At 69.5% G+C, this 22,677-nt stretch carries 15 protein-coding genes; 4 read left to right on the forward strand and 11 right to left on the reverse strand.

Annotated features, from left to right (window positions below):
- Positions 1-160: 160 nt before the first annotated feature.
- Genes kdpF through kdpC form a run of 4 tightly spaced genes read left to right on the forward strand, consistent with a single transcriptional unit; the run spans position 161 to position 4,653 of the window.
- Positions 161-253, forward strand: coding sequence for a K(+)-transporting ATPase subunit F (kdpF, locus tag ACZ4WQ_RS10140; RefSeq protein WP_398375313.1), 93 nt, complete (start codon positions 161-163; stop codon positions 251-253).
- Positions 250-1,914: a potassium-transporting ATPase subunit KdpA gene (kdpA, locus tag ACZ4WQ_RS10145; protein WP_398375314.1), complete on the forward strand. Its 1,665-nt coding sequence runs from the start codon at positions 250-252 to the stop codon at positions 1,912-1,914. The genes kdpF and kdpA overlap by 4 nt, the downstream gene beginning before the upstream one ends.
- Positions 1,914-4,001 carry a potassium-transporting ATPase subunit KdpB gene (kdpB, locus tag ACZ4WQ_RS10150; RefSeq protein ID WP_311723173.1) on the forward strand — a complete coding sequence of 696 codons (2,088 nt, stop codon included), beginning with the start codon at positions 1,914-1,916 and terminating at the stop codon, positions 3,999-4,001. The genes kdpA and kdpB overlap by 1 nt, the downstream gene beginning before the upstream one ends.
- Positions 4,002-4,050: 49 nt before the next feature.
- Positions 4,051-4,653, forward strand: coding sequence for a potassium-transporting ATPase subunit KdpC (kdpC, locus tag ACZ4WQ_RS10155; protein WP_358844986.1), 603 nt, complete (start codon positions 4,051-4,053; stop codon positions 4,651-4,653).
- A gap of 8 nt (positions 4,654-4,661) precedes the next feature.
- Here kdpC and ACZ4WQ_RS10160 read toward each other — a convergent pair whose 3' ends face one another.
- From ACZ4WQ_RS10160 to ACZ4WQ_RS10210, 11 genes are all read right to left on the reverse strand, one after another.
- Positions 4,662-6,632, reverse strand: coding sequence for an amino acid transporter (locus ACZ4WQ_RS10160; RefSeq protein ID WP_398375316.1), 1,971 nt, complete (start codon positions 6,630-6,632; stop codon positions 4,662-4,664).
- Between the two features lie 154 nt (positions 6,633-6,786).
- Positions 6,787-11,295: a Tat pathway signal protein gene (locus ACZ4WQ_RS10165; protein WP_398375318.1), complete on the reverse strand. Its 4,509-nt coding sequence runs from the start codon at positions 11,293-11,295 to the stop codon at positions 6,787-6,789.
- A 92-nt stretch (positions 11,296-11,387) separates the two neighbouring features.
- On the reverse strand, positions 11,388-12,305 hold the full coding sequence (locus tag ACZ4WQ_RS10170) for a carbohydrate ABC transporter permease (protein WP_311723169.1): 918 nt from the start codon (positions 12,303-12,305) through the stop codon (positions 11,388-11,390).
- On the reverse strand, positions 12,302-13,273 hold the full coding sequence (locus ACZ4WQ_RS10175; RefSeq protein WP_311723168.1) for a carbohydrate ABC transporter permease: 972 nt from the start codon (positions 13,271-13,273) through the stop codon (positions 12,302-12,304). The genes ACZ4WQ_RS10170 and ACZ4WQ_RS10175 overlap by 4 nt, the downstream gene beginning before the upstream one ends.
- Positions 13,266-14,603, reverse strand: a complete 1,338-nt coding sequence (locus tag ACZ4WQ_RS10180; protein ID WP_311723167.1) for an ABC transporter substrate-binding protein — start codon at positions 14,601-14,603, stop codon at positions 13,266-13,268. The genes ACZ4WQ_RS10175 and ACZ4WQ_RS10180 overlap by 8 nt, the downstream gene beginning before the upstream one ends.
- 224 nt (positions 14,604-14,827) lie before the next feature.
- Entirely contained in the window at positions 14,828-15,835 is a 1,008-nt protein-coding gene (locus ACZ4WQ_RS10185) for a hydroxyacid dehydrogenase (protein ID WP_398375320.1), read from the reverse strand.
- A 239-nt stretch (positions 15,836-16,074) separates the two neighbouring features.
- Positions 16,075-17,625, reverse strand: a complete 1,551-nt coding sequence (locus ACZ4WQ_RS10190) for a Rieske 2Fe-2S domain-containing protein (RefSeq protein WP_361190911.1) — start codon at positions 17,623-17,625, stop codon at positions 16,075-16,077.
- 218 nt (positions 17,626-17,843) lie between these two features.
- A complete protein-coding gene (locus ACZ4WQ_RS10195) occupies positions 17,844-19,097 on the reverse strand; it encodes a glycosyltransferase (RefSeq protein ID WP_385345066.1) in 1,254 nt (417 codons plus the stop codon).
- Between the two features lie 48 nt (positions 19,098-19,145).
- Positions 19,146-19,883 (reverse strand): NAD-dependent epimerase/dehydratase family protein, encoded by a 738-nt coding sequence (locus ACZ4WQ_RS10200; protein WP_398375323.1) that lies wholly within the window; start codon positions 19,881-19,883, stop codon positions 19,146-19,148.
- On the reverse strand, positions 19,883-20,908 hold the full coding sequence (locus ACZ4WQ_RS10205) for a Gfo/Idh/MocA family protein (RefSeq protein ID WP_358844978.1): 1,026 nt from the start codon (positions 20,906-20,908) through the stop codon (positions 19,883-19,885). The genes ACZ4WQ_RS10200 and ACZ4WQ_RS10205 overlap by 1 nt, the downstream gene beginning before the upstream one ends.
- A gap of 3 nt (positions 20,909-20,911) precedes the next feature.
- Entirely contained in the window at positions 20,912-22,492 is a 1,581-nt protein-coding gene (locus tag ACZ4WQ_RS10210) for an NDP-hexose 2,3-dehydratase family protein (protein WP_398375326.1), read from the reverse strand.
- Positions 22,493-22,677: the final 185 nt, after the last annotated feature.

Genomic DNA, 22,677 nt, shown 5'->3' on the forward strand with positions numbered 1-22,677 from the left:
ACCGTCGAGGTCCTGGGGCCGGGCGTCGGGGGCGCGCTAACAAGGGGCGTCGGCTCACGACTGGTCGGAGTGGTGCCCCTATGCCGGACCTGCTGTTCATCGCGGTCACCGTCGCGGTGTTCGCCGTCATCGGACTGGTGGCGAGGGGGGTCGAGCGGCTGTGAGCGTCGAGAACGTCATCGGGCTCGTCGTGGCCGTGGCCCTCCTCGTCTACCTCGTGGTGGCGCTGCTCTTCCCGGAGAAGTTCTCGTGAACGGCACCCTCGCGGGGTGGCTTCAGATCCTTGCGCTGGTGGCCGCGCTGGCCCTGTCGTACCGGCCGCTGGGCGACTACCTCGCCCATGTCCTGACCGCCCCCGGGCATCTGCGTGCCGAGCGGCTGGTCTACCGGCTCGGCGGCGTGGACGGCGACGCCGACCAGCGGTGGCCGGCCTATCTGCGCGGCGTGCTCGCGTTCTCCGCGGTGTCCGTCCTCTTTCTGTACGCGTTCCTGCGGCTCCAGAACCATCTGCTGCTGTCACTGGGCAGAGAGCCGATGCCCGCGGCCCAGGCCTTCAACACCGCGGCGTCCTTCGTCACCAACACCAACTGGCAGTCGTACTCGGGCGAGGTGGCGCTCGGCCATCTGGTGCAGATGGCCGGGCTCGCGGTGCAGAACTTCGCCTCCGCGGCCGTCGGCATCGCCGTCGTCGCCGCCCTGATCCGCGGCTTCACCCGCGAGAAGACCGACCGGGTCGGCAACTTCTGGGTGGACCTGACCCGGATCGTGCTGCGGGTGCTGCTGCCCCTCGCGTTCGTCTTCGCGATCGTGCTGGTCGCGGGCGGGACGATCCAGAACCTCCACGGCGTCGAGTCGATCCCGACCCTCGCCGGGGACCACCAGAGCCTCACCGGCGGCCCGGTCGCCTCACAGGAGGTCATCAAGGAGCTGGGCACCAACGGCGGAGGCTTCTACAACGCCAACTCCGCCCACCCCTTCGAGAACCCCAACCCCTTCATCAACTGGCTGGAGATCTACCTGCTGCTGGTGATCTCGTTCTCCCTGCCGCGCACCTTCGGCCGGATGGTCGGGGACGACCGCCAGGGATACGTGATCGTCGCGGTCATGGCCCTGATCTGGGCGGCCTCGGTCGCGATCGTGACCGTCAATGAGCTGCACAGCGTCAGCAGCCAGGCGGGCCACGCGGCGGGCGGCATGACGGAGGGCAAGGAGCAGCGCATCGGCGTCTGGGCCTCGGCCCTTTTCGCCGCGTCCACCACGCTCACCTCCTGCGGAGCCGTCAATTCCTTCCACGACTCCTACTCGCCGTTCGGCGGCGGTATGACGATCTTCAACATGATGCTGGGCGAGATCGCGCCCGGCGGCACCGGCTCCGGCCTCTACGGCATCCTCGTCCTGGCGGTCGTCGCGGTCTTCGTGGCCGGGCTGATGGTGGGCCGCACCCCCGAGTACCTGGGCAAGAAGCTCGGCGGCCGGGAGATGAAGTTCGCGTCCCTGTACATCCTGACCACCCCGGCGGTGGTGCTGGTGGGCGCCGGGGTGGCCATGGCGCTGCCCGGCGAGCGGGCCGCCATGCGGGGCCACGGGCCGCACGGCTTCTCCGAGGTGCTGTACGGCTTCACCTCGGTCGCCAACAACAACGGCTCCGCCTTCGCCGGGCTCGGCGCGAACACCCAGTGGTACAACACCGTGCTCGGCCTGGCCATGCTCCTCGGCCGCTTTCTGCCCATGGTGTTCGTCCTGGCGCTGGCCGGGTCGCTGGCACGGCAGCAGCCGGTGCCGGTCACCGCGGGCACCCTGCCCACCCACCGGCCGCAGTTCGTGGGGCTGCTGACCGGCGTGGTCCTCATTGTTGTCGGCCTCACCTACTTTCCCGCGCTCTCCCTGGGGCCGCTCGCGGAAGGGCTGCACTGATGTCCCCGACCACTGCCGGACCCCCGGTGCAGACACAGCGCGTCACGGGCGGTCTGCTCGATCCCCGGCAGCTGCTCACCTCCCTTCCCGACGCGGTCCGCAAGCTCCACCCCGGGGCCATGGTCAAGAACCCGGTCATGTTCGTGGTGGAGGTCGGGGCGCTCCTCACCACCCTCTCGGCCGTCAAGACCCCCAGTGTCTTCGCCTGGGTCATCACCGTCTGGCTCTGGCTCACCGCGGTCTTCGCCAACCTGTCCGAGGCCGTCGCCGAGGGCCGCGGAAAGGCCCAGGCGGAGACACTGCGCCGGACCAAGACCGCCACGGTCGCCCGTCGGCTCGTCGACTGGCGGCCGGGCGCCGGGACCACAGCCGAGGAGGAGGTGGCGGCCGCTCAGCTCCGGCTGGGCGACCATGTGGTCGTCGAGGCGGGGCAGATCATCCCGGGCGACGGTGATGTCGTCGAGGGCGTGGCGTCGGTCGACGAGTCCGCGATCACCGGAGAGTCGGCCCCGGTCATCCGGGAGTCGGGGGGCGACCGGTCCGCGGTGACCGGCGGCACCAAGGTGCTGTCCGACCGGATCGTCGTGAAGATCACCTCCAGGCCGGGGGAGACCTTCATCGACCGGATGATCGCCCTGGTGGAAGGGGCCGCCCGGCAGAAGACGCCGAACGAGATCGCGCTGAACATCCTGCTCGCCTCGCTCACCATCATCTTTCTGCTCGCGGTCGTCACCCTCCAGCCGTTCGCCATCTACGCACACGCCGAGCAGACCATCGTCGTCCTGATCGCCCTCGTGGTCGCGCTCATCCCGACGACCATCGGCGCGCTGCTGTCCGCGATCGGCATCGCCGGCATGGACCGGCTCGTCCAGCGCAATGTGCTCGCCATGTCCGGCCGCGCCGTCGAGGCCGCGGGCGACGTCAACACCCTGCTGCTGGACAAGACCGGCACCATCACCTTCGGCAACCGCCAGGCCGCCGAGTTCCTGCCGGTCGGCGGGGTGGACGTGGACGAGCTCGCGGACGCCGCCCAGCTCTCCTCGCTCGCCGACGAGACTCCTGAAGGCCGCTCGGTGGTCGTCCTCGCGAAGGAGCGGCACGGACTGCGCGCCCGGGACGAGGGCGAGCTGGGCCGCGCCGAGTTCGTGCCCTTCACCGCCCAGACCCGGATGAGCGGCGTGAACATCCAGCGCCGACAGGTCCGCAAGGGCGCCGCCGCGGCAGTCACCGCCTGGGTGACCACACAGGGCGGACACCCCGGCGACGAGGTCCAGGGCGTCGTGGAACGGGTCTCCGGGGCGGGCGGCACCCCGCTCGTCGTCGCCGAGCGCACTGACGGCGCCGCCCGGGTGCTGGGCGTCATCCACCTCAAGGACGTCGTCAAGCACGGCATGCGCGAGCGGTTCGAGGAGCTGCGCCGCATGGGCATCCGCACCGTCATGATCACCGGCGACAATCCGCTGACCGCCCGGGCGATCGCCGACGAGGCGGGGGTGGACGACTTCCTGGCCGAGGCCGCGCCCGAGGACAAGATGGCGCTCATCCGGCGCGAGCAGGCGGGCGGCAAGCTGGTCGCGATGACCGGCGACGGGACCAACGACGCCCCCGCGCTCGCCCAGGCGGACGTCGGGGTGGCCATGAACACCGGCACCTCGGCCGCCAAGGAGGCCGGGAACATGGTGGACCTGGACTCCAACCCGACCAAGCTGATCGAGATCGTCGAGATCGGCAAACAGCTGCTGATCACGCGTGGCGCGCTGACCACCTTCTCGATCGCCAACGACGTCGCCAAGTACTTCGCGATCATCCCGGCGATGTTCGCGGCGGTCTACCCGGGTCTTGACCGGCTCAACGTCATGCGGCTGCACAGCCCGACCTCGGCCATCGCCTCGGCGATCATCTTCAACGCGCTGATCATCGTCGCGCTGATCCCGCTCGCGCTGCGCGGGGTGCGCTACCGGCCGTCCTCGGCGGCCGCCCTGCTCAGCCGCAACATCCGGGTCTACGGCCTGGGCGGGCTCGTCCTGCCCTTCCTCGGCATCAAACTCATCGACCTGATCGTCCAGTTCATCCCCGGACTCCGCTGACGACACGGAACGACGGACGACACGGAACACGACAGAGGAAGGCGATCCCATGCCCGGCCCCCTCCCACTCGCGGTCCGCCACCACCTGTCCGCCCTGCGGATGCTGCTCGTGTTCACCGTGGTGACCGGCGTCCTCTACCCCCTCGCCGTCACCGGCCTGGCCCAGGCGGCGTTCCCGGGCCAGGCGAACGGCTCGCGCATCGAACGCCACGGCAGGACCGTCGGCTCCAGCCTGCTCGGCCAGAACTTCGGCATCCCCGGGAAGCGCCCCGACCCACGGTGGTTCCAGCCCCGCCCCTCCGCGGGCGGGTACGACCCGCTGGCCTCCGGCGCCTCCAACCTGGGGCCGAACAACCCGGACCTGGTCAAGGCGGTCGAGCGGCGGCGCGCCGCGATCGCCGCGTTCGACGGGGTCGCCCCCGAGGACGTACCGCCCGACGCCCTCACCGCCTCCGGCTCCGGCCTCGACCCGCATATCTCGAAGGCCTACGCCTACCAGCAGGCCGCCCGCGTCGCCAAGGCCCGCGGGCTGCGGCCGGCGGAGGTGCGGAAGCTCGTCTCCGGCCATGTCCAGGGACGGGTCCTGGGCTTTCTGGGCGAGGAGCGGGTGAACGTCGTCGAACTCAACGCCGCGCTGGCCGACGTCGGATGAGCGCCGGCTCAGCCGACGTGCACATGGGGACGGCGGGCCCGGTCGGGTTCGGCCGCGCGGAGCACCTCACGGGTGACCGGGGCGACCTCGCCCTGGCCGAACAGGAAGAACCGCAGGAACTGGGCGAAGGGGCTGCCCTCCGTCCACTCGAAGTAGATGTGCGGCTGTCGCCCGGTCAGGTCCCGGGCGTGCAGCAGCAGCGCGGCCAGCGAGTTGGGGATGCTGGAGCCGTCGAGGGTGAGCACGCGGTAGCGGCCGTGCAGCACCTCGCCGTGGACGCGCAGCGCGGACTCGAAGTCGGAGGGGTCGCGCACGGTGACCTCGACGAAGACGAAGTCCTCCTCGGCGGGGATGTCGTTGTCCGCCCGGATCTGGTGGATCTTGTCGCGGTACTCGGCCGCGTCGCGGCTGTCGGGTTCATTGGCGATGAACCGGATGCGGCGGGTGGCGGCGTCGCGGACGAACCGCTCGGCCATGGCGTCCAGCTCCACGTCGGTGACGCGCAGCTCGAAGGCGCGGGCCAGCCGGGACAGCAGCGAGACGGCGATGATGCCCGCGATGAAGCAGGCGCCGATCTTCACACCGTCGGGCCGCTCCACGACGTTGACCGTGGTGGTGTACCCGAAGACGGCGGAGATGACGGCGAAGGCGATGGTCCAGCCGCGCTGCCCGGCGCGCCGGGCAGCGATGGTGACGGCGATCGCCGCGGAGGTCATCAGGACCAGCACGCCGGTGGCGTAGGCGCCGCCCTGGGCGTCGACGTCGGCGTCGAAGATCCAGGTGACCAGGAAGGCGATGAGGATGAAGACGATGACCATGGGGCGCACGGCGCGGGCCCAGTGGGGCGCCATGCCGTACCGGGGCAGATAGCGCGGCATCAGGTTGAGCAGCCCGGCCATGGCCGAGGCTCCGGCGAACCACAGGATGCCGACCGTCGCGGCGTCGTAGACGCTCCCGAACACGGACCCCAGGTATTCGTGCGCCAGGTAGGCCAGCGCCCGGCCGTTGGCCCGGCCGCCGGCCTCGAACTCGTCCTGGGGGATGAGCAGGGTGGTGATGAAGCTGCTGGCGATCAGGAAGACACTCATGATCACCGCGGCGGTGGTGAGCAGCTTCTTGGTGTCCCGGATCCGCCCGGCGAGCCGCTCCTCGGTGTCGCCGGGGCCGCCGTCGACATGCGGCATGACGGCCACGCCGGTCTCGAACCCGGACAGGCCGAGCGCCAGCTTGGGGAACATCACCAGGGCCAGTCCGATCATGACCAGCGGGTTGCCGTGCTCGGCGGTGAGCGCCCGGGACCAGTCGGTGACCACGTGGGGAGCGGTGAGCACATGCCACAGCCCGACCAGCACGACGACCGCGTTGAGCGCCAGATAGCCGCCGACCAGCACCACCGCCACCCCGATGGCCTCGGTGAAGCCCTTGAGGAAGACGCCGCCGAGCAGCGCGACCAGGCCGAGGGTGATGACCACCTCGTGGCCGTGTAGAACGCTCGTGAAGTGCGGGTTCTCCACGAGGTGGGTGGAGGCGTCGGCCGCGGAGAGGGTGATGGTGATCAGAAAGTCGGTGGCGGCGAACCCGAGCAGCGTCAGGACGAACAGCTTCCCCTTCCAGAAGGTCAGCAGCCGCTCCAGCATGGCGATGGACCCCTCGCCGTGCGGGCTCTCCTGGGCGACGCGCCGGTAGACCGGCAGCGCGCCGGCCAGGGTGACGGCCACCAGCACCAGGGTGGCGAGGGGGGACAGCAGCCCGGCGGCGAGGGCGGCGATGCCCGGCTGATAGCCGAGGGTGGAGAAGTAGTCGACGCCGGTCAGGCACATCACCCGCCACCAGCGCTGCCCCCGGTGGCCCTCGGCGGCCTCGGCGTTCGGCCCCGGCCGCTGCTTGGCCGTCTCGGGAAGACCCTGGAGCAGCCAGGCGCGGAAACGATTCTCCCCCGGCCCCTCCGGAGGGGATTCCACATCCGTGGAGGTGGCCATCGTCGTACTCCTGTCGCTTCCCGAACCGAACACACCGCCGCGACGGCGGCCAGAACAGGGTAGACATGCCCCATTCCGGCGCCTCACGGCGGTGTGGCCGGGCCCGGCGCGCCGCCCCCGGCGTGCCGCGGACGGTACGCCGGGAGCGGCCCCCTCACTCGGTGTCGGGCAGCAGGTACCAGAACTCGATCTCGGCGAGGTTGCAGCGCCCGTTGTGGCCGTCGTAGACGCGGATCAGCGGGTAGGAGGCGCGCTCGGCGAGCTTCACCTCGTACTGCTGGGCGGCGGAGATCCCGCTGAGGGTGTGCAGATCGGTCCAGGTCTGCCCGCCGTCGGCCGAGCCTCGGAAGACGGTTCCGTTCGAGCGGAGGATCTTGTCCGCGGCGTCCGAGCGCGGGCGCACCCGGATCCGGTCGACGGTGATCGGCCCCTTGTCACCGGCGTCGATGTCGATCCAGCTCTCGGCGGCCAGGGTGTCGGTGTACGTGGCCGGGTCGCCGTCGAACGCCCTCCAGCCGTTGGACGCCTTGGTGCCCTTCCCCGGCCACTCGATGGTGGACGCCTGGACCATGCCCTCGGTGATCTCGAACTCGCGGAGCAGCGTGTCCACGGACACCAGCAGCTCATACGCCGCGTACGCGTCGTCGATCAGGGCGTCCTGGTCGGCCCCGGACTGGTCGGCCGCCTTCTCGATCCGGTCGAGCTCGGTGGTGAACGCGGCGTAGCTCTTCTTCGTCCAGTCCGCCGGAGCGGTCTTCCGGGCGCGGGCCAGCACCTGGGCGAGGGTCTCGGCGACGGCCACGGCGGGGTCGGCCGTGGTCCGGGTGCCACCCTCGACGAGGGCGGCCGTCACCTTGTAGTAGCGCTTGCCGTGGCGGAAGTCGTCCTCCTTGTGGGCCAGGGCACGGGTGTCCTCGACCACGTTCTCCCAGGTCTCGCCGTTCGTGGAGCGGGCCAGGGTGAAGCCGATGGCGTCGTCGGGCTTGTTCCAGCGGACGGTGACGGTGGCAGTGTCCCCTGCGTCCTGCTCCACCGAGACCAGCTGTGCCTGCGCCGCCAGGTTCTTGTGCGCCACCCGGGTGAAGGTGGCGTCCCCGGTGGCCGTCAGGCCCGCGTGGACGGCGTACGGCAGCGGTGTGAACAGCGTGCCGACCGTCAGCCATGTCTCGCCGTCGGCGGAGGTCTGGGCCTGCACCCGGTGGGTCGCGAAGTCCCGGACGAGCCGCAGATACGGGGTGGCGGCCAGGGTGTGGCCGTCGAGCCGGTCGACGATCGGCGAGCGCTTGTCGTCCTGCCAGTCGTGGCGGCTGTCGCGGGTGCGGTTGCGCAGCACGAGGTTGCCGTCCCGGTCGGCGCCGAAGAACAGATAGCGGGTGTTGGCGGCGAGCTTGTCGCGCAGCATCAGACCGGTGAGCGAGGAGCGCGCCGCCTCCACACGGGCGGTCAGCGTCCAGCTGCCGGCCGCGGGGCGGCTGGCGTAGTGCAGCGCGTCCTCGATGTCCCGCTTCAGCACGTCGTAGTCGTCGCCCTCGCCCAGCCCGTCGCCGTGCGCGCCCAGGATGCGCACCGTGGCGCCGCGCACGGTGGTGCTGCCGGGGTGCGCGCCGCCGAGCGCGTCGTCGCGCCACCCGGTCCGCAGCAGCGCGGGCGAGGCGGGGGCCGGCAGCTCGGCGCGTATGGTGTGCGACGGCAGGCCGGAGCCCTGTGCGTTCACGCCGGTGACGGTGTAGTGGTAGGTGACGCCCGGCCTGGCGGTGCGGTCCAGGTGGTAGCGGCCGGTGACCTTCGGCGCGAGCAGCGTGTACGGCCCGCTCTCGCGGGTCGCCCGGCGCACCTCGTAGTGGGTGGCGCCCGCGGTGGTCTGCCAGGTGACCGCGATGGCGCCGTCGCCCGGCAGGGTGTGCACGAAGTCCACATGGGCGGGCGGCGCGGCCGCCGCGGTGTCGGAGGACAGCCTCAGCACCAGACCGCTCTTCGGACCGATCCGCACCGCGCCCTTGACGATGGGCAGCTCCCGGCCGGAGACCAGGTCGGTCACGGTGGAGCCGGTGTGGTCGGCGGGCAGGTCGACGGTGAAGGAGCGCTCGTTGCCGTACACCCCGCGCGTGGTGTTGAAGACGAAGAAGTAGCGGCCGTAGCGCGCGGTGAGCAGATCGGGGTAGCCGGAGTAGGCGTGGTCGGCCTCGAAGTTCTCGCGGTGGACCGTGCCGACGCCCGGCTGGTAGGTGACCGGGGCGATCTCGCCCGCGAGGGCCTGCGGCGCGGCCGAGTCGCCGGTCTGCTGGTCCTCCATGAAGTCGACGTCGATGTTGTCCATCCGGGCCCAGTAGTCCCGGTACCGGAACACCGCGTCGGTGTTGAGCTGCACCAGCCGGTCGTGGTCGGGGCGGCGCACATGCAGCCTACCGTTGCGGGCGAAGCCGCGCTGACGCTCGTTGAGCTGGCCGAACAGATGGGTGTCGCCGTCCCGCAGGGTCACGAACATGCAGTCCACGTCCACCCACGCGAAGCGCTCGTAGTCGCCGCGGCGCACCGCGAGCGCGGACAGCTCGGCGGAGGTGTAGGAGGCGAAGTCGGTGTGCGGGTGGACGATGCCGGTGGGCTTCTGGTCCTTCAGATAGCCGTAGGTCTCGCCGAGCCGCAGATCGTACTTGTTCTGGCCGGTGACCGACGAGAAGGTGTTGAAGTACTGGTGGTCGGCCAGCTGCTGCTGCGCGAAGCCGACCGCCTCGCGGGCGTATTTCCGGGTGTCCGCCCAGGCGGAGCCCGCGTACCGCTCGGGGTGCTCCTCGATGTGGTGGGCGAGCGACACATAGAGCATGATCTTGCCCTCGGACTGGCGCAGCACATAGCCGGGGAAGCCCGGGTAGTTGGCGTTGCGCTCGTCGATGACCATCTCCATGCGCATGAACCGCTTGAGGTCGTTGTCCAGATCGGTGTGGCGGGCATAGGAGCGCGCGTGCAGATTGCGCAGCGACAGCTCCAGGATCCGGTCGTTCAGCTCCTCGTCGCCCTTGTGGCCCCAGGTGCGATGGAACCACTGCGGGAGATAGTTGGTCGCCTCGCCGTAGTTGGCGACATAGCCGTTCTCGCGGGTGTGGCCGCGCTCGGTCATGGTGGTGTAGTGCCTGCCCAGCGGCAGCCGGCGCACCACGTTTCCGTCCTTGTCGAGCTTCGACGTGGCCAGGCCCTTGATGACGTAGCGGATGTAGTCCTCGGTCCAGCGGGCCGTGGTGTCGTGGTAGAAGAGCGAGTGGAACAGATCCAGGTCCTGTCCGTCCGGCCCGACCAGGACCTCCTCGCCGAGGAAGGGGTCGAAGCCGAGGCACTCGCCGGCGATGCGGTGGCTGCGCGCCCTGCCCTCGTAGAACTTCGAGCCGATGACCCGCAGCCCCTCGTGGGCCTCCCAGGCGCCCTCGTAGCAGTACAACACCTGGTTGTAGATGTACGACAGACGGGAGCGGGCGTAGTCGAAGTTGGCCTTGAGGACCCGGCCCCAGGCGGCCCGCCGGGTGAGCCTGCCGCCGTCGAAGTCCACGTCCTTCAGGGAGGTCTCGCCCTCCCGGGTGCCGGTGGTGAACTCCTCGTCGAGGAAGGCCGCGAAGGCGTCCCGGCCGTAGACATCGTTGTCGTCGATCAGATTCTCGACGATGTACAGGGCCTGGCCGAGCGCCCCGTAGTAGCCGCCCCAGTCGCCCTGGTGGCCGCCGCGCGCCAGCAGCTTGGTGTTGCCGTAGTAGTCCTTGGTGTGGTTGTCGACGCACTTGAAGATCCGCAGCAGCGCGGCCTTCTTCTCGGCGGCCGACTTCGCGGGACACCAGGCGGCGGTGGCCAGCGCGCCGCTGTAGAAGAGGAGTTCGTCCTCGTAGCGGACGATGGACAGCCTGCCGTCGGCGGAGGCGTCGACCTTCGCGGAGTGGCCGTCGAACAGCTTCACCTGACCCGCGACATAGCCGTCGATCAGCGCCTGCTTCTCGCTCTCGGCGAGGTCGGCCACGGTGTCGGTGGGCGGGGTGAACTCGGGCCGCGGGTCGTCGTCGAGGGCCAACCGCGCGCCGGTGTGGGTGTAGGCGCGGTAGTAGCCGCGCGAGTCCGCGGTGACCTTGGCGCTGAAGGCGCCGTCGTAGGTGCGCAGGGTGATCTCGGCCTTGTCGCGGCCGTGGGTGTGCTCGAGCGGCAGCATGACGGTGGCGTAGAAGAACCGGCCGGGCAGGGGGCGCACGGTGCCGATGTTCAGCGCCTCGTAGTCACCGGAGCGGCGGTAGCCGATCTGCTCGCCGTTGATGTACGCGATGGTCTTGTACGGCGAGGTGTCGCCGCCCCAGAACTTCACGGTGAGGTAGTTCTGCCGCACCGGGTCCACCGCCATGGTGAACCGCAGCTCACCGCCCTTGATGTCCGGCGGGTCCAGCGGCCCCGCGACCCGGGCCCGATCCCCGGCGTGGCCGCCCGCGACCGAGGTGTCCGCCGCGGCGAGGCCGTGTGCCTGCTCGGAGTCCGTGTCGCCGAAGTCGAGCAGATCGAGGCGGCGGTCGCCCGCGGCCCCGGCCGACCCCTCGGCGGCCTCGGCGGCGGGCGCGGCGGTCCAGAGAAGGGCGCCGGCGGTCGCGGCCGAGGTGCCGGCGGCCGCGGTGCGCAGCACGGTTCTTCTGCTGATGGGCATGGCGCAGTCGTCTCCTTGCGAATCCTTGCGAAGGGCGAAGTGAAGAGGGTGTTCGGGGTGGGGGGTTCAGCGTGGCGAGCGGGCGCGGGGCGTCACTTGAGGCTGCCGAGGGTGATGCCGGAGCGCCAGAAGCGCTGCAAGGAGATCATCAGGACCACCATCGGCAACAGCGAGACGATCGAGCCGACGACGACCATGCCCGTCAGATCGGTGGAGGTGTCCATCTTGACCTTGAGCCAGGAGTACAGGCCCAGCATCACGGTCCACTTCTCCTGGCTGCGCAGGAAGATCAGCGGCCCGAAGAAGTTGTTCCAGCTGGCGACGAAGCCGAGCAGGAAGATGGTGGCGGCCCCGGTCGACATCAGCCGGACACCGATCTGGAAGAAGATGCGGTACTCGCCCGCCCCGTCGATCCGGGCGGCCTCCAGCAACTCGGGCGGGATGGCCCCCTCCGCGTACACCTTCGCCAGGTAGACGGAGAAGGCGTTGAAGAAGCCGGGCAGGATGATCGCGTAGGGCGTGTCGACCAGCTGGAGGTCGCTGTAGAGGAGGAACGAGGGGATGGTGAGCAGGGCGCTGGGCACCAGGAACGAGCCGATGATGCAGCCCATCAGCACGCCCCGGCCGCGGAACTCGTACATGGCGAGCCCATAGCCGCAGGCCACGCAGATCAGCGTCATGCCGGCGGTGCCCACGACCCCGTAGTAGACGGTGTTCCACATCCACCGGAGGAAGATGCCGTCCTGATAGGTGAACAGCTGCCGCAGGTTCTCGCCCAGGTGGATGCGGGAGAACCACAGGCCGTCGGAGGTGTACAGATCGTTCTGGCTCTTGGTGGCGGCCACCAGCAGCCACCACACCGGGGCCAGGGAGTAGATGACGAAGAACGCCAGACCGGTGATGACCAGGACCTTGGTGCGCTTGCCGTGCCGGACCGCGCCGGGCGCGGTGCGGCGTCGTACGGCGCGCGGCTTGGCGGGCGCGGGTGCGGGCTGGAGTGTCGCTGTCATACGGGGGCCTTGTTGGTGAGCTTGTAGAAGACGGCGGACGCGGCACCGACCACCAGGGCGAGGATGATGGACAGGGCAGCGGCGTAGTTGAACTCGCCCTGCTGGAACGCCCAGTCGTAGATCGCCATGATCGGGGTGAAGTCGCGGGTCACGGTCTCCGGGGTCATGGTCCTGAACAGCATCGGATCGCTGAAGATCTGAAGGGTGCCGATGATGCTGAGCACGGTGATCAGCACCAGGGACCGGCGCACCAGCGGCACCTTGATCGACCAGGCGATGCGCCACTCGGAGGCGCCGTCCACGCGGGCGCTGTCGAAGATCTCGCGCGGCACGGCCTGAAGCGCCGAGTAGACGATGAGCATGTTGAAGCCGACGCCGCTCCAGGCCAGCAGATTGCCGATGGAGATCCAGATCATCTCGCCGCTGTAGAAGTTCGCGTCGATCCCGAAGAGCCCGAGGAACGGCGTCAGCGGGCCCACGACCGGGCTGTAGATATAGATCCAGATCAGGATGGCGACGATGCCCGGGATCATGTACGGGATCAGCAGCGGCACCCGGAAGCGGGCGGCCAGACGGTGGGTCAGCGCGTCGAGCAGCAGCGCCATCATCAGGCTGAGCAGCATGATGGTGGGGATGGCGACCGCGGCGAAGAGCGCCACCCGCAGCATCGCGGCCCAGAAGTGGGCGTCCTCCAGGCCCCGCGCGAAGTTGTCGAAGCCGGTGAACTCGACGGTCTTCTCACCGAAGCCGAGCCCGGAGCTCTGCTTGGAGTAGAGGCTCTCGCGCAGCGCGAGCGCCACGGGGGCCAGGGTGAACACGGCGAACCCGATGAAGAAGGGGGCGGTGAAGGACGCCCCCTTCAGCGCCATGGCCCGCCGCCACGGCAGCCGCGGCGGGCCCGGCGGCGCCGCGCCCGGCCCGGACCGGGCACTCCTGGCCGTGGTCTCGGCCCTCAGGGTCTCAGCCATCGACGTTGATGTTCTTCCGCTTGAGGTCGGCGACCGTCCAGGTCTGCATGTGCTCCAGCGCCGCCTTCATGGTGGTCTTCTTCGCGGTGACCTTCGCCCACTGGTCCTGGAGCTCGGCGAACATGCCCGTGTAGTTGGGGCCCGCCACCCAGTTGTCCCGGCCCGCCTTGACGGACTTGAGGATCACGTCCCGCGCCTTGGACTTGCGGGGCCCGAACAGCTTCTCCGGCACCGCCGAGTCGACCCAGGGGGAGGGGTCGGTGACCGCGCCCGGCCAGGTGTACTGCCCGGTGTCCTTCTGGTACGAGGCGTCGGTCGACTCCTTCGAGGTGTTCAGCCACACCGCGGCCTCGACCGCCTCCTTCGCGTGGTCACAGCCCTTGGGCACGATCAGACCGCTGGTCGGCGAGTGCATCGGGGTGACGAACTCGGTGGCGTCCGCGTACTGCGGCCGGTCCACCGGCTCCCAGTCACCGAGGGACTTCTTGTACTCGCGCTCGTAGTTCTGCAACTGCCAGGTGGAGGTGGGCAGGGACACCATCTTCCCGGAGTCGAAGTAGTTGATGAGCGCGGGCCGGTCCGTGTACGTCTGATGGGCCACGAGGTCGTTGTCGACCAGCTGCTGGATGACATGGGCGGCCTTGAGCGACTCGGGGGACAGGAAGTCAATCTTCCACTTGTCCCCGTCGATCTTGTACCAGGAGCCCCCGGCCTGCTGCACCAGCTCGATGAGGGTGCTCGGGTCTTCGCCGGCGAGATTCATGACGAAGATGCCGTGCTTCTTGAACTCCTTGCCCGCGGCGATCACATCGTCCCAGGTCTTGGGCGCCTTGACGCCGTACTTGTCGTACACCTTGCGGTTGATCATCATGAACGGGGGCGTGGCGCCGCCCGGGACCGCGTAGTACTTGTCCACCGCCCGCGCGGAGGGTAGCGCCGACTCGGCGAACAGGCCCTTCTTCAGATACGGCGTCAGGTCCTCCGTCACGTCCTGGGCCAGCCCTTCGGAGGCCAGGGAGGGGGCCTCGCCGAAGTTCTGGACCAGGCACGGGACATGCTTCTGGGCGGCGACCGCGTTGCGCAGGTTCTGCTGGGTGCCGGGGTTGTCGGCCTGCTTCACGAACTTGAGCTTGATGTCCTTGTGCGTCGCGTTGAACTTGGCGACCACCGGATCGATGTTCTTGGCCTCCTGCCAGTTCCAGTACTCGATGGTGACCGGGCCCTCGGCCTTGTCCGCCGTTCCGTCGCCGTCACCGCCGCCGCAGCCGGTCAGGACGACGGAGAGCACCACCGCTGCGCAGGCGGCCACTCTGACCCGCTTGCTGTTCATGGGAATCCTCCTGGGAGATCTGGAGCTCGCGACCATAGAAATCGGTCTCTGTGGAAGCTAGAGGTGGGCCTACCGTTGGACAAGATGTCGTGCGTGGAAATCTTTGATTACGGGCGACTTCGCTGGTCGTGATCGACATTACGAACCGGTAGCGCGTGCTTTGCGGTGCTGGAGGTATAGACAACGTTTGCCGGATGAGCGCGATGGCAGGCCCGTTTCACGGCTTACGCCGCATGCTCGAGACCCGCGGGATCCACCTGGTGGGACAGCGGCACCCCGGCCAGCAGCCGCTCCAGCTCGCCCACGGCCGACAGCCCGAGCCGACGCACCTCGTTGCCCTGAGACCCCGCCAGATGCGGGGTGATGAAGGCGCCCGACAGCTCGAAGAGCGGGGAGTCGGCGGGCAGCGGCTCCGGCTCCGTCACATCGAGGACGGCGCTGACGCGGGCCCCGCGCACCTCCTCGACCAGCGCGTCATGGTCGACGAGGCTGCCGCGCGCGGTGTTGATCAGCACCGCCCCGTCCGGCATCAGCGCGAGCTCACGGCGGCCGATCATATGGTGGGTCTCGGCGGTCGCGGGGGCGTGGATCGAGACGATGTCGCTGCGCCGGAGCAGCGCGTCCAGCGGCAGCAGACGGACGCCGAGCGCGGCCGCCTCGTCCTCGCCGACGTACGGATCGGCGAGGAACACCTCGAAGTCCAGGGGGCGCAGCAGCTCGATGACGCGCCGCCCGATCCTGGACGCGCCGACGATGCCGACGCGGCGCCCGAAGTTGCCGATACCGGGGAGGATCTCGGCGAGCGGGAAGGTGCGCAGCGAGCGGTAGCGCTCACGGGCGGCGAAGAGGTCCTTGCCGGCCAGGATGATCATGCCGAGGGTGTACTCGGCGACCGGCAGCGCGTTGGCGTCCGCTGCGGACGAGACGACCAGTCCGCGCTCCCACCAGCCGGGGGCCATGATGCCCTTCACCGAGCCCGCGGCGTGCAGCACGGCGCGCAGCCTGGGCGCGGCGTCGAGCACCGCCGCGTCGACCGGCGGGCAGCCCCAGCCGGTCAGCAGGATCTCGGCCCGGCCGAGGACGCTCCGCACCCGGGGATCCCGGAAGTCCTCGGCGATCAGGGAAGGGTCGACCTCCACGGAGGTCTGGAGCCGGTCCAGCACGTCGGGGGGATAGACGCTGGGCAGGGTCTTCGTACTCATGGCGAACAACGCCAGCGGGCGCTCGGGCAAGGCAGTGGCCTCCGGATCGGGGGACGTCAGCGGGATGGCGACCGGTAGCAACCGGTCTCATAGCAACCGGTCTCTAAGCTATGGCCGCACTGTCCAGAGGGTCAATGGAGCGTACGGAAGGATCGCGGAGGGCGACCGGTTGCCATGCGATGCCGGCAGACGCGTCCCGGGACATGGAAAAGGGCCCGGTGTCGGCGGTGTGCCGACACCGGGCCCCTGCGAGGGACTCCTGGGTGTTGTCAGCCGTCGGCCGGCGCGGTCCGCTCCGCGCGGATGTCATGGCCGTCCGCGGTCAGACAGCGGCCGGTGGTCAGGTTGTAGCGCCAGCCGTGCAGGGTGCAGGTGAGCTGATCGCCGTCGATCTGTCCGAACCGGCCGAGGTCCGCGCGTAGATGGGGACAGCGCCGCTGGACACGCCAGCCGTCGAGCTCGATGTGCTGGCCGTCGTCGTGGCCGGAGTCGTAGTAGTTCTCCACGTACTCGATGCGCTCAGTGGACAGGCACTTGAAGAACACGTACAGGAATTCGTTGTACGGGCCGATCCGGCTGGCGCTGAACCGCAGCGAGAGCAGCAGGCTGTTGGACCAGTCGACCTCGCGCCGCGCGATGTTGGTGGCCACCAGGTCGCCCGTGGTGGACAGCGTGTAGCGGCAGCGCTCACCGTCCCAGCGGCGGACCTCACGGGCCGGGAAGTCGATCACGATCGGGGTGTCGCCCACATTCAGCCGGGCCGGCCCGCCGACTCCGTCGCAGATCCGGTCCGCGCGCGCCAGCAGCGGTTCCCACCACTGCTTCAGCTCGGCCAGCAGACGGTCGGGCGGCAGCGCCGGGGCGCGGGAGGCGCGCTCGGCGGCCAGCGCGGGCTGCTGTCTGCGGGCGAACTCACGCAGGTAGTCCCGCTTGTGCTCGAAGATGTGGTCGATCTCCTTCGCGGTGTGGCGATGGGTGAGCTTGCAGGCGGTGTTCTGCGGTTCCGCGACGGTGCCCGGCAGCAGCAGATGCGCCGAGACGTCCGGCCGGGCCTCGGCCAGCTCCGCCAGAAACTCCCGCTGGTCGACGAAGATGCTCGTCCCGTCGCGGCCGGTGCCGTTGAACTCGAACAGGTCCTCGTCGAGGAAGCAGGGCGGGCCCGCGTTGGGGAACACATGCGTGGCCTCGACGGCGTCGATGTAGCGCATCGCCCGCTCGGACTGGCCCTCGCGCTTGCGGGCGGCGAACTCCCGCTTCGCGCTGTCCGGCAGTTGGTAGACCATCGGCCACCAAATCGCCCCGGAGAACTGGAGGAAGTGGACATCGACCTCACCGAACGCCCGGATCGAGGGGATGTCCAGCGGATGCGCGTCGTTCTGGTTGAGCAACACCGTCTCGCCGTCGTCCAGCGACAGCGCGGAGTCGCCGATGGGGCCGTCGCCGGGGCCGGTCAGGGCGGTGATCATGATGCGCAGGCCGTCGCGTTCGACCGGGACACCGCTGCTGGTGCGCAGGAATTCGGAGAACCCCAGCGCACGCAGCTCGCACTCCAACTCATCGGTGGCGAAGGCGGGGAGCAGCACGGTGATGTCCTTGCGCACATTGCGGCGCAGGTTCTCCGCGTCGAAGTGGTCACGGTGCAGATGCGATATGTACAGGTAGTCCGAGGCCCGTCCGTAGTGGGCCCAGTCCAGGTCCGTGTTGTCGGGGAACGGGAACCACGAGCCGAAGAAGGCCGGGTTGACCCAGGGATCGCAGAGCACCGATCCGGCGGCGGTCTCGATGAACAGTCCAGCATGCCCAAGTCCGGTCACACGCATACCACAGCACCTCAGCCCGGCTCCGTAGGTCACCCGCCCCGACCGTCAGGGAAGGGGCTGGTGCGTCACGGTTTTCACTGTGTGCGGATTTGCGTGCGTGTGCACCCGCAGCGCGGGTGTCCCCGGACACCGGGAAACGCGGATGGGCAGGCCAGAGCCGGTGGCCGGGGTCTTGTTTCGCCCGGTCGACCGTCGCCCGGTTGCCGTAGCCGGGCGTGTCAGGCAGCGGATTCGGCGGCCCGCTGTTCGCGCCAGCGCCGCACCCACTCCTCCATGATCTCGACCGCCTTGCCGGTGCCGTCCTCGGCGCGCACGCTCTCCCCGACACTCGCCGCCTTGGCGCGGAGCTTCTCGTCGTCCAGGGCCGTGCCCAGTGCCGTGTCCAGGGCCTCGGCGGTGAACTTCGCGTACGGAACGGGCTTGGGCGCCACCCCCAGGGCGTGCACCTGGGCCGCCCAGAACGGGGCGTCGCCGAAGGTCGGCACCACGACCTGGGCCGTGCCGGAGCGCAGCGCCTCACCCGTGGTGTTGCAGCCGCCGTGGTGGATGACCACCGAGGAGCGCGGAAACAGCCACGGGTAGTGCACATCGTCGACGCGGAACACATCGTCCGGCACGGTGTCCGGGCCACCGCCCACCAGAACGAGCCGGCGGTCGTGGGAGCGGACCACGTCCAGCACCTTCTCCAGGGTCTTGGCCGGCGGATGCACCGGCCAGATGGAGCCGAAGGACAGGGTCACCGGGGGAGTGCCGTCCGCCATGAACTTCTCCAGCTCGGGGGACGGGCTCCACTCGCGGTCCCAGAACCAGTAGCCGGTGATGTGCGACAGCTCCGGCCAGTCGGAGGGCTCGGTGAACAGCGCCCGGCTCACCGGGCAGATCAGCGGGACCTCCCGGCCCAGGTTGCCGTACGGCTTGCCGAACGGGAGCTTGGACAGCCCCGCGTCCTTGCGGTAGCCGCCCATGGTGACCGAGTCCAGCATCCCCGCCAGGCGGTGGGTCAGCCGGTTGTACGCCCCTCCGAGCTTGGCCCGGGGCGCCATCATCGCGGGCCACTCGGCGGTCGGGTTCAGCGGCCACCAGCTCAGCGAACACCACGGGGCGGTGCCGTCGTCCTCGAACATGATCCGGCTCAGGATGCTGTTCACGACCAGATCGGCGCCCGAGCACACCTCCGCGATCCTGGCGGCGAGCCGGCGGTTGTGCTCGGGGCTCTGCCGCGGGACCTTGCGGGCGGCGCGGAACAGCGAGGCCCCCTGCTGAAGGGCCTCCGCGAGGGCCGGGTGGGCCAGGAAGTCGCGCGGGCTGCCCGGCAGGGCCGCGAAGTCAAGACCGGCCTCCCCGACGAGCCCCTCGAAGTCCTCGTGGGTGGCCAGGGTCACCGTGTGCCCCCGGGCCTCGAGGGCTCTGCCCAGCGCGATGAACGGCTGGACGTCTCCGCGTGACCCCGTGACGACGAGCGAGACCTGCATGAATCCTCCGTACGAGTGTGACTGGTGGGACGGCTCGGGCCGGGCGGCTCAGTAGTACGCGACGTACCGGTCGAGGACCCGGTCGAGATAGCCGGGCTCGGTGACCGACCGCATGGGTGGCAGCAGCTTGCACAGCTTGTCGACGGAGACCCTGGTCAGCGTGGGTGCCACATCGACCACGTCGTACCTCGGGCGGGCCGCCATACGGCGCTCGATGCCGCGCACGATCGACTCGACCGGCCAGGGAACCCCCGAAGCGACGTTCACCACCTCGTCCTGAACCCCCTGGGCGAGCAGCCCGTCGATCGCCCGGACCACGTCGCTCACATCCACCACATCGCGGTGTGCGTTGCGGTACAGGGTCACGCTGCCGCCGCGGATCTGGCCGACGAACGACGGCAGCAGCTGGTGGGACCGCTGCCATCGGCCGATCGCATGGCTCAGGCGCAGCGTCAGCCACCCCGGCCCGGCCTCGGCGACGGCGCCCTCCAGCATGAGCTTCTGTCTGCCGTACGGCGACGGAGGGTCCACGGGCGCGTCCTCGGCCACCGCGATCTCGGTGGATCCGTACATGGCGTGCGAGGCGCTGGACAGATAGACGAGGACGCGGCCCTCGCGCCGGCAGCGCCGGGCGACGTCGCGCACCAGCTCCGCCTCGCGGGCGAAGTCGCCCGGGGTGCCCGCGCTGGTGCTGGACACCCCCGCCGCCATGACGGTGGCGTGCGGGTGCCGGTCCGCGACGGCGGCCAGATTGCGTGCGATGAAGCCGTTGCCGATGATTTCCATCAGGGCCGCTTCCCGGAGGTGACACGGGTGGCGGACCCGGCGATCCGGTCCAGCAGCTCGGCGGTGCGCAGCGTGGTGGCGGCCCAGGCGGCGTGGCCGGGGTCGGCCCCGGTGTCCTGGGCCCGGCGCACCGCCTCGGCGAAGGAGGCCACCGAGCTCGCGAACTGGTGCTCGGCGGGGAGCACGATTTCCTCCGCGTGATCCTGCTCGTCGATGCGTAACAGCGGGGACAGGGTGGCGGGCGGGGTGAACGCCCGGTCCACGGTGAGCCGCCCGGTGCTGCCCCACAGGGTGTACCTCGCCCCGTAGCCGTGTTCGAAGCCGAAGGTCAGCGTCACGGTTTCGCCGGCCGCCGCCACCAGCAGGGCGCTGCCCGCCACATCCACCCCCGTCTCGGGGTCGTCGCGGAGCACCGCGCCGGCCACGGAGAGGTCGTCGCCGAGGAAGTACTGGGCCAGCCGTACGGGGTAGATCCCCGCGTCGAGCAGGGCGCCGCCGCCGAGTTCGGGCCGGTAGCGCACATCGGAGGCGGGCAGCGGCGGGAAGCAGAACGAGGCGTCGATGTGCCGGAGCCGGCCGATGCGGCCGGCCGCCAGCAGCTCGGCCACCCGACGGTGCATCCCATGGTGGACGAACGTGATGTTCTCGCGCAGCACCAGCCCGCGCTCCGCCGCGAGGCGCGCCAGCTCCGCGGTGTCCGCCGCCCTGGTGGTCAGCGGTTTCTCGGCCAGCACGTGTGTGCCGCACTCGAGGAAGCGGCGCGCCCACAGATGGTGCAGGGCGTTGGGGACCGAGACATAGACGGCGTCGATGTCGTCCCGGTCCAGCAGTCGCTCGTAGCCGTGGACGGGGGCGCAGTCGAAGTCGTCGGCAAACTGTTCCGCCTTCTGCGGATCGCGGCTGGCGATGGCGACGATGGTGACCTCGGGGAGGTCCCGCATCGCGGGGAGCGTCCGCCGCCGGGCTATCGAGGACGCGCCGAGGACGCCGACGCGCACGGGAGTGGGCTCGGAGGGGTTGTCCATCACTCAGTCACTCAGTTCCGTTTCGGACATCAGGCTGTGCAGACAGGCGATGAGGCTTCTGGCCTGGACGTTCACATAGTGGCTATGGCGCAGGAAGCGGGCCAGTTGGCGCATGGTCACCCAGCGGAAGTCGTCGGGGACCGCCAGATCGCGGTCCGCGTCGACCTCGACGACGAGATAGCGGCTGCGGGTGTGGAAGAACCGGCCGCCCTCCTCGGAGAGCGTGGTGTCGAAGCGGATGGTGTCCACGGGGGCGCCCAGCACCTCGTCCAGGAACGGGGGGTACGCCTCGGCCGGCAGGACCTTGTAGTTCTGCGGGGTGCACTGCACCGTCGGGGCCAGCTCGACCACATCCACGAAGCCCGGCTCCGCCTTGAGATGGACCAGGGCGTGCAGTTCCCCTGTCGCCGCGTCGTGCTTGACCAGGAAGGCCACGATCCCGGTGTCCCGGCACTCGATCATCGGCTGCGCCCAGCCGCCGACCTCACGGCTGCCGGTGCGCACATCCACCGCCATGACGTCGAAGAAGAGGCCGGATTCATGCGCTATCCGGTCCGCGGACCGGTGCCAGCCCTGGACCTCGCCGAGGCCGGTGAGAGTGGCGTCGAGGTCCGAGCGGACCCGCGCGTCGTTGATCCAGCTGCGGAGGTGACCGGTGGTGTGTGGCGCTTTCCTGTCGCCGTTCTCGTCGTCCCCGCCCGGGTCGCCCGCGAACGGGAGGCAGGACAGCACGGTGCGCGAGTCCATGTTCACCAGGTCGTCCTCGGCCAGCAGGGCGTGCAACTGGCCGATGGTGAGCCAGTGGAAGCCGTCCAGCGGCTCCACGTCCTCGGTTACCTCGACAATCATGTTTCGATTGCGTTTCCGGTGGAACCAGGAACCCTGTTCCGAATGCAGGACGTCGGCCAGTACCTGTCTGGACGACGGATCCCGGAAGTACTCCAGATAAGGTACGGGACGTCCGCCGTGCACCCCGGTGTAGTTGCTCCTGGTCGCCTGCACGGTGGGGGAGAGCTGTATACCGTTGCGGTTTCCGGGTTCCATCTTGGCCTGCATCAGACAATGCAGTACGCCATTGAACTCCTTGACCAGGATTCCTAATATGCCGACTTCTCGCTGGACGATGATCGGCTGCGCCCAATCACGAACGGGCCCCTGGTCGTTCCTTATCCGCAAACCTTGTATGGAAAAGAATCGGCCGGTCTCATGGACGAGATTCCCCGTCCTATCCTCGAATCGCCAGCCTGTCAAATCGTCCCACGGGATGCGGCGCACCCGCGACGAATCGCTCGCACTGTACTCCCCGAACCACTGGTGAAATTCCCAGAGGTTGCGGCCCGCGCCGTCGACGGCCTGCGCGGACCGCGCGATCCGCGCGGGTAAGCAGGCGTCCGGCCCGCCTGACGACGTGGGACGGCCTGGAGAGTTGCAGGTCACCGGTCCACTCCTCGTTCCCCTGCTACCGCGCAGAGCTGTGTGGTCGCTTGTGGGTTGGCTTGAATTCGACCGCCACCTGCGGGCGGTGTGACAACCGGAATCCGGCAATCCGATCCGGTGCCGACCGACGTCGCTGTCGTGTCTCACGGAGTCTGTTGACCGGATGGTTTCCGGCCAGATTGATGGGGGTCGCCGTGTTGTCCGGTGATGCCTTGTGTGATCACAGCCAAACGCGATGCGCCCCGGGCTGTCAAGCGGCCACCGCGTTCATGTTCCGGCCGTGTGTCGCGGGAGGTTGTGAGGTCGTCGGGCGGTTCCACAAGTCTGTAACA

The organism is Streptomyces sp. NPDC028305 (genome assembly GCF_055569495.1).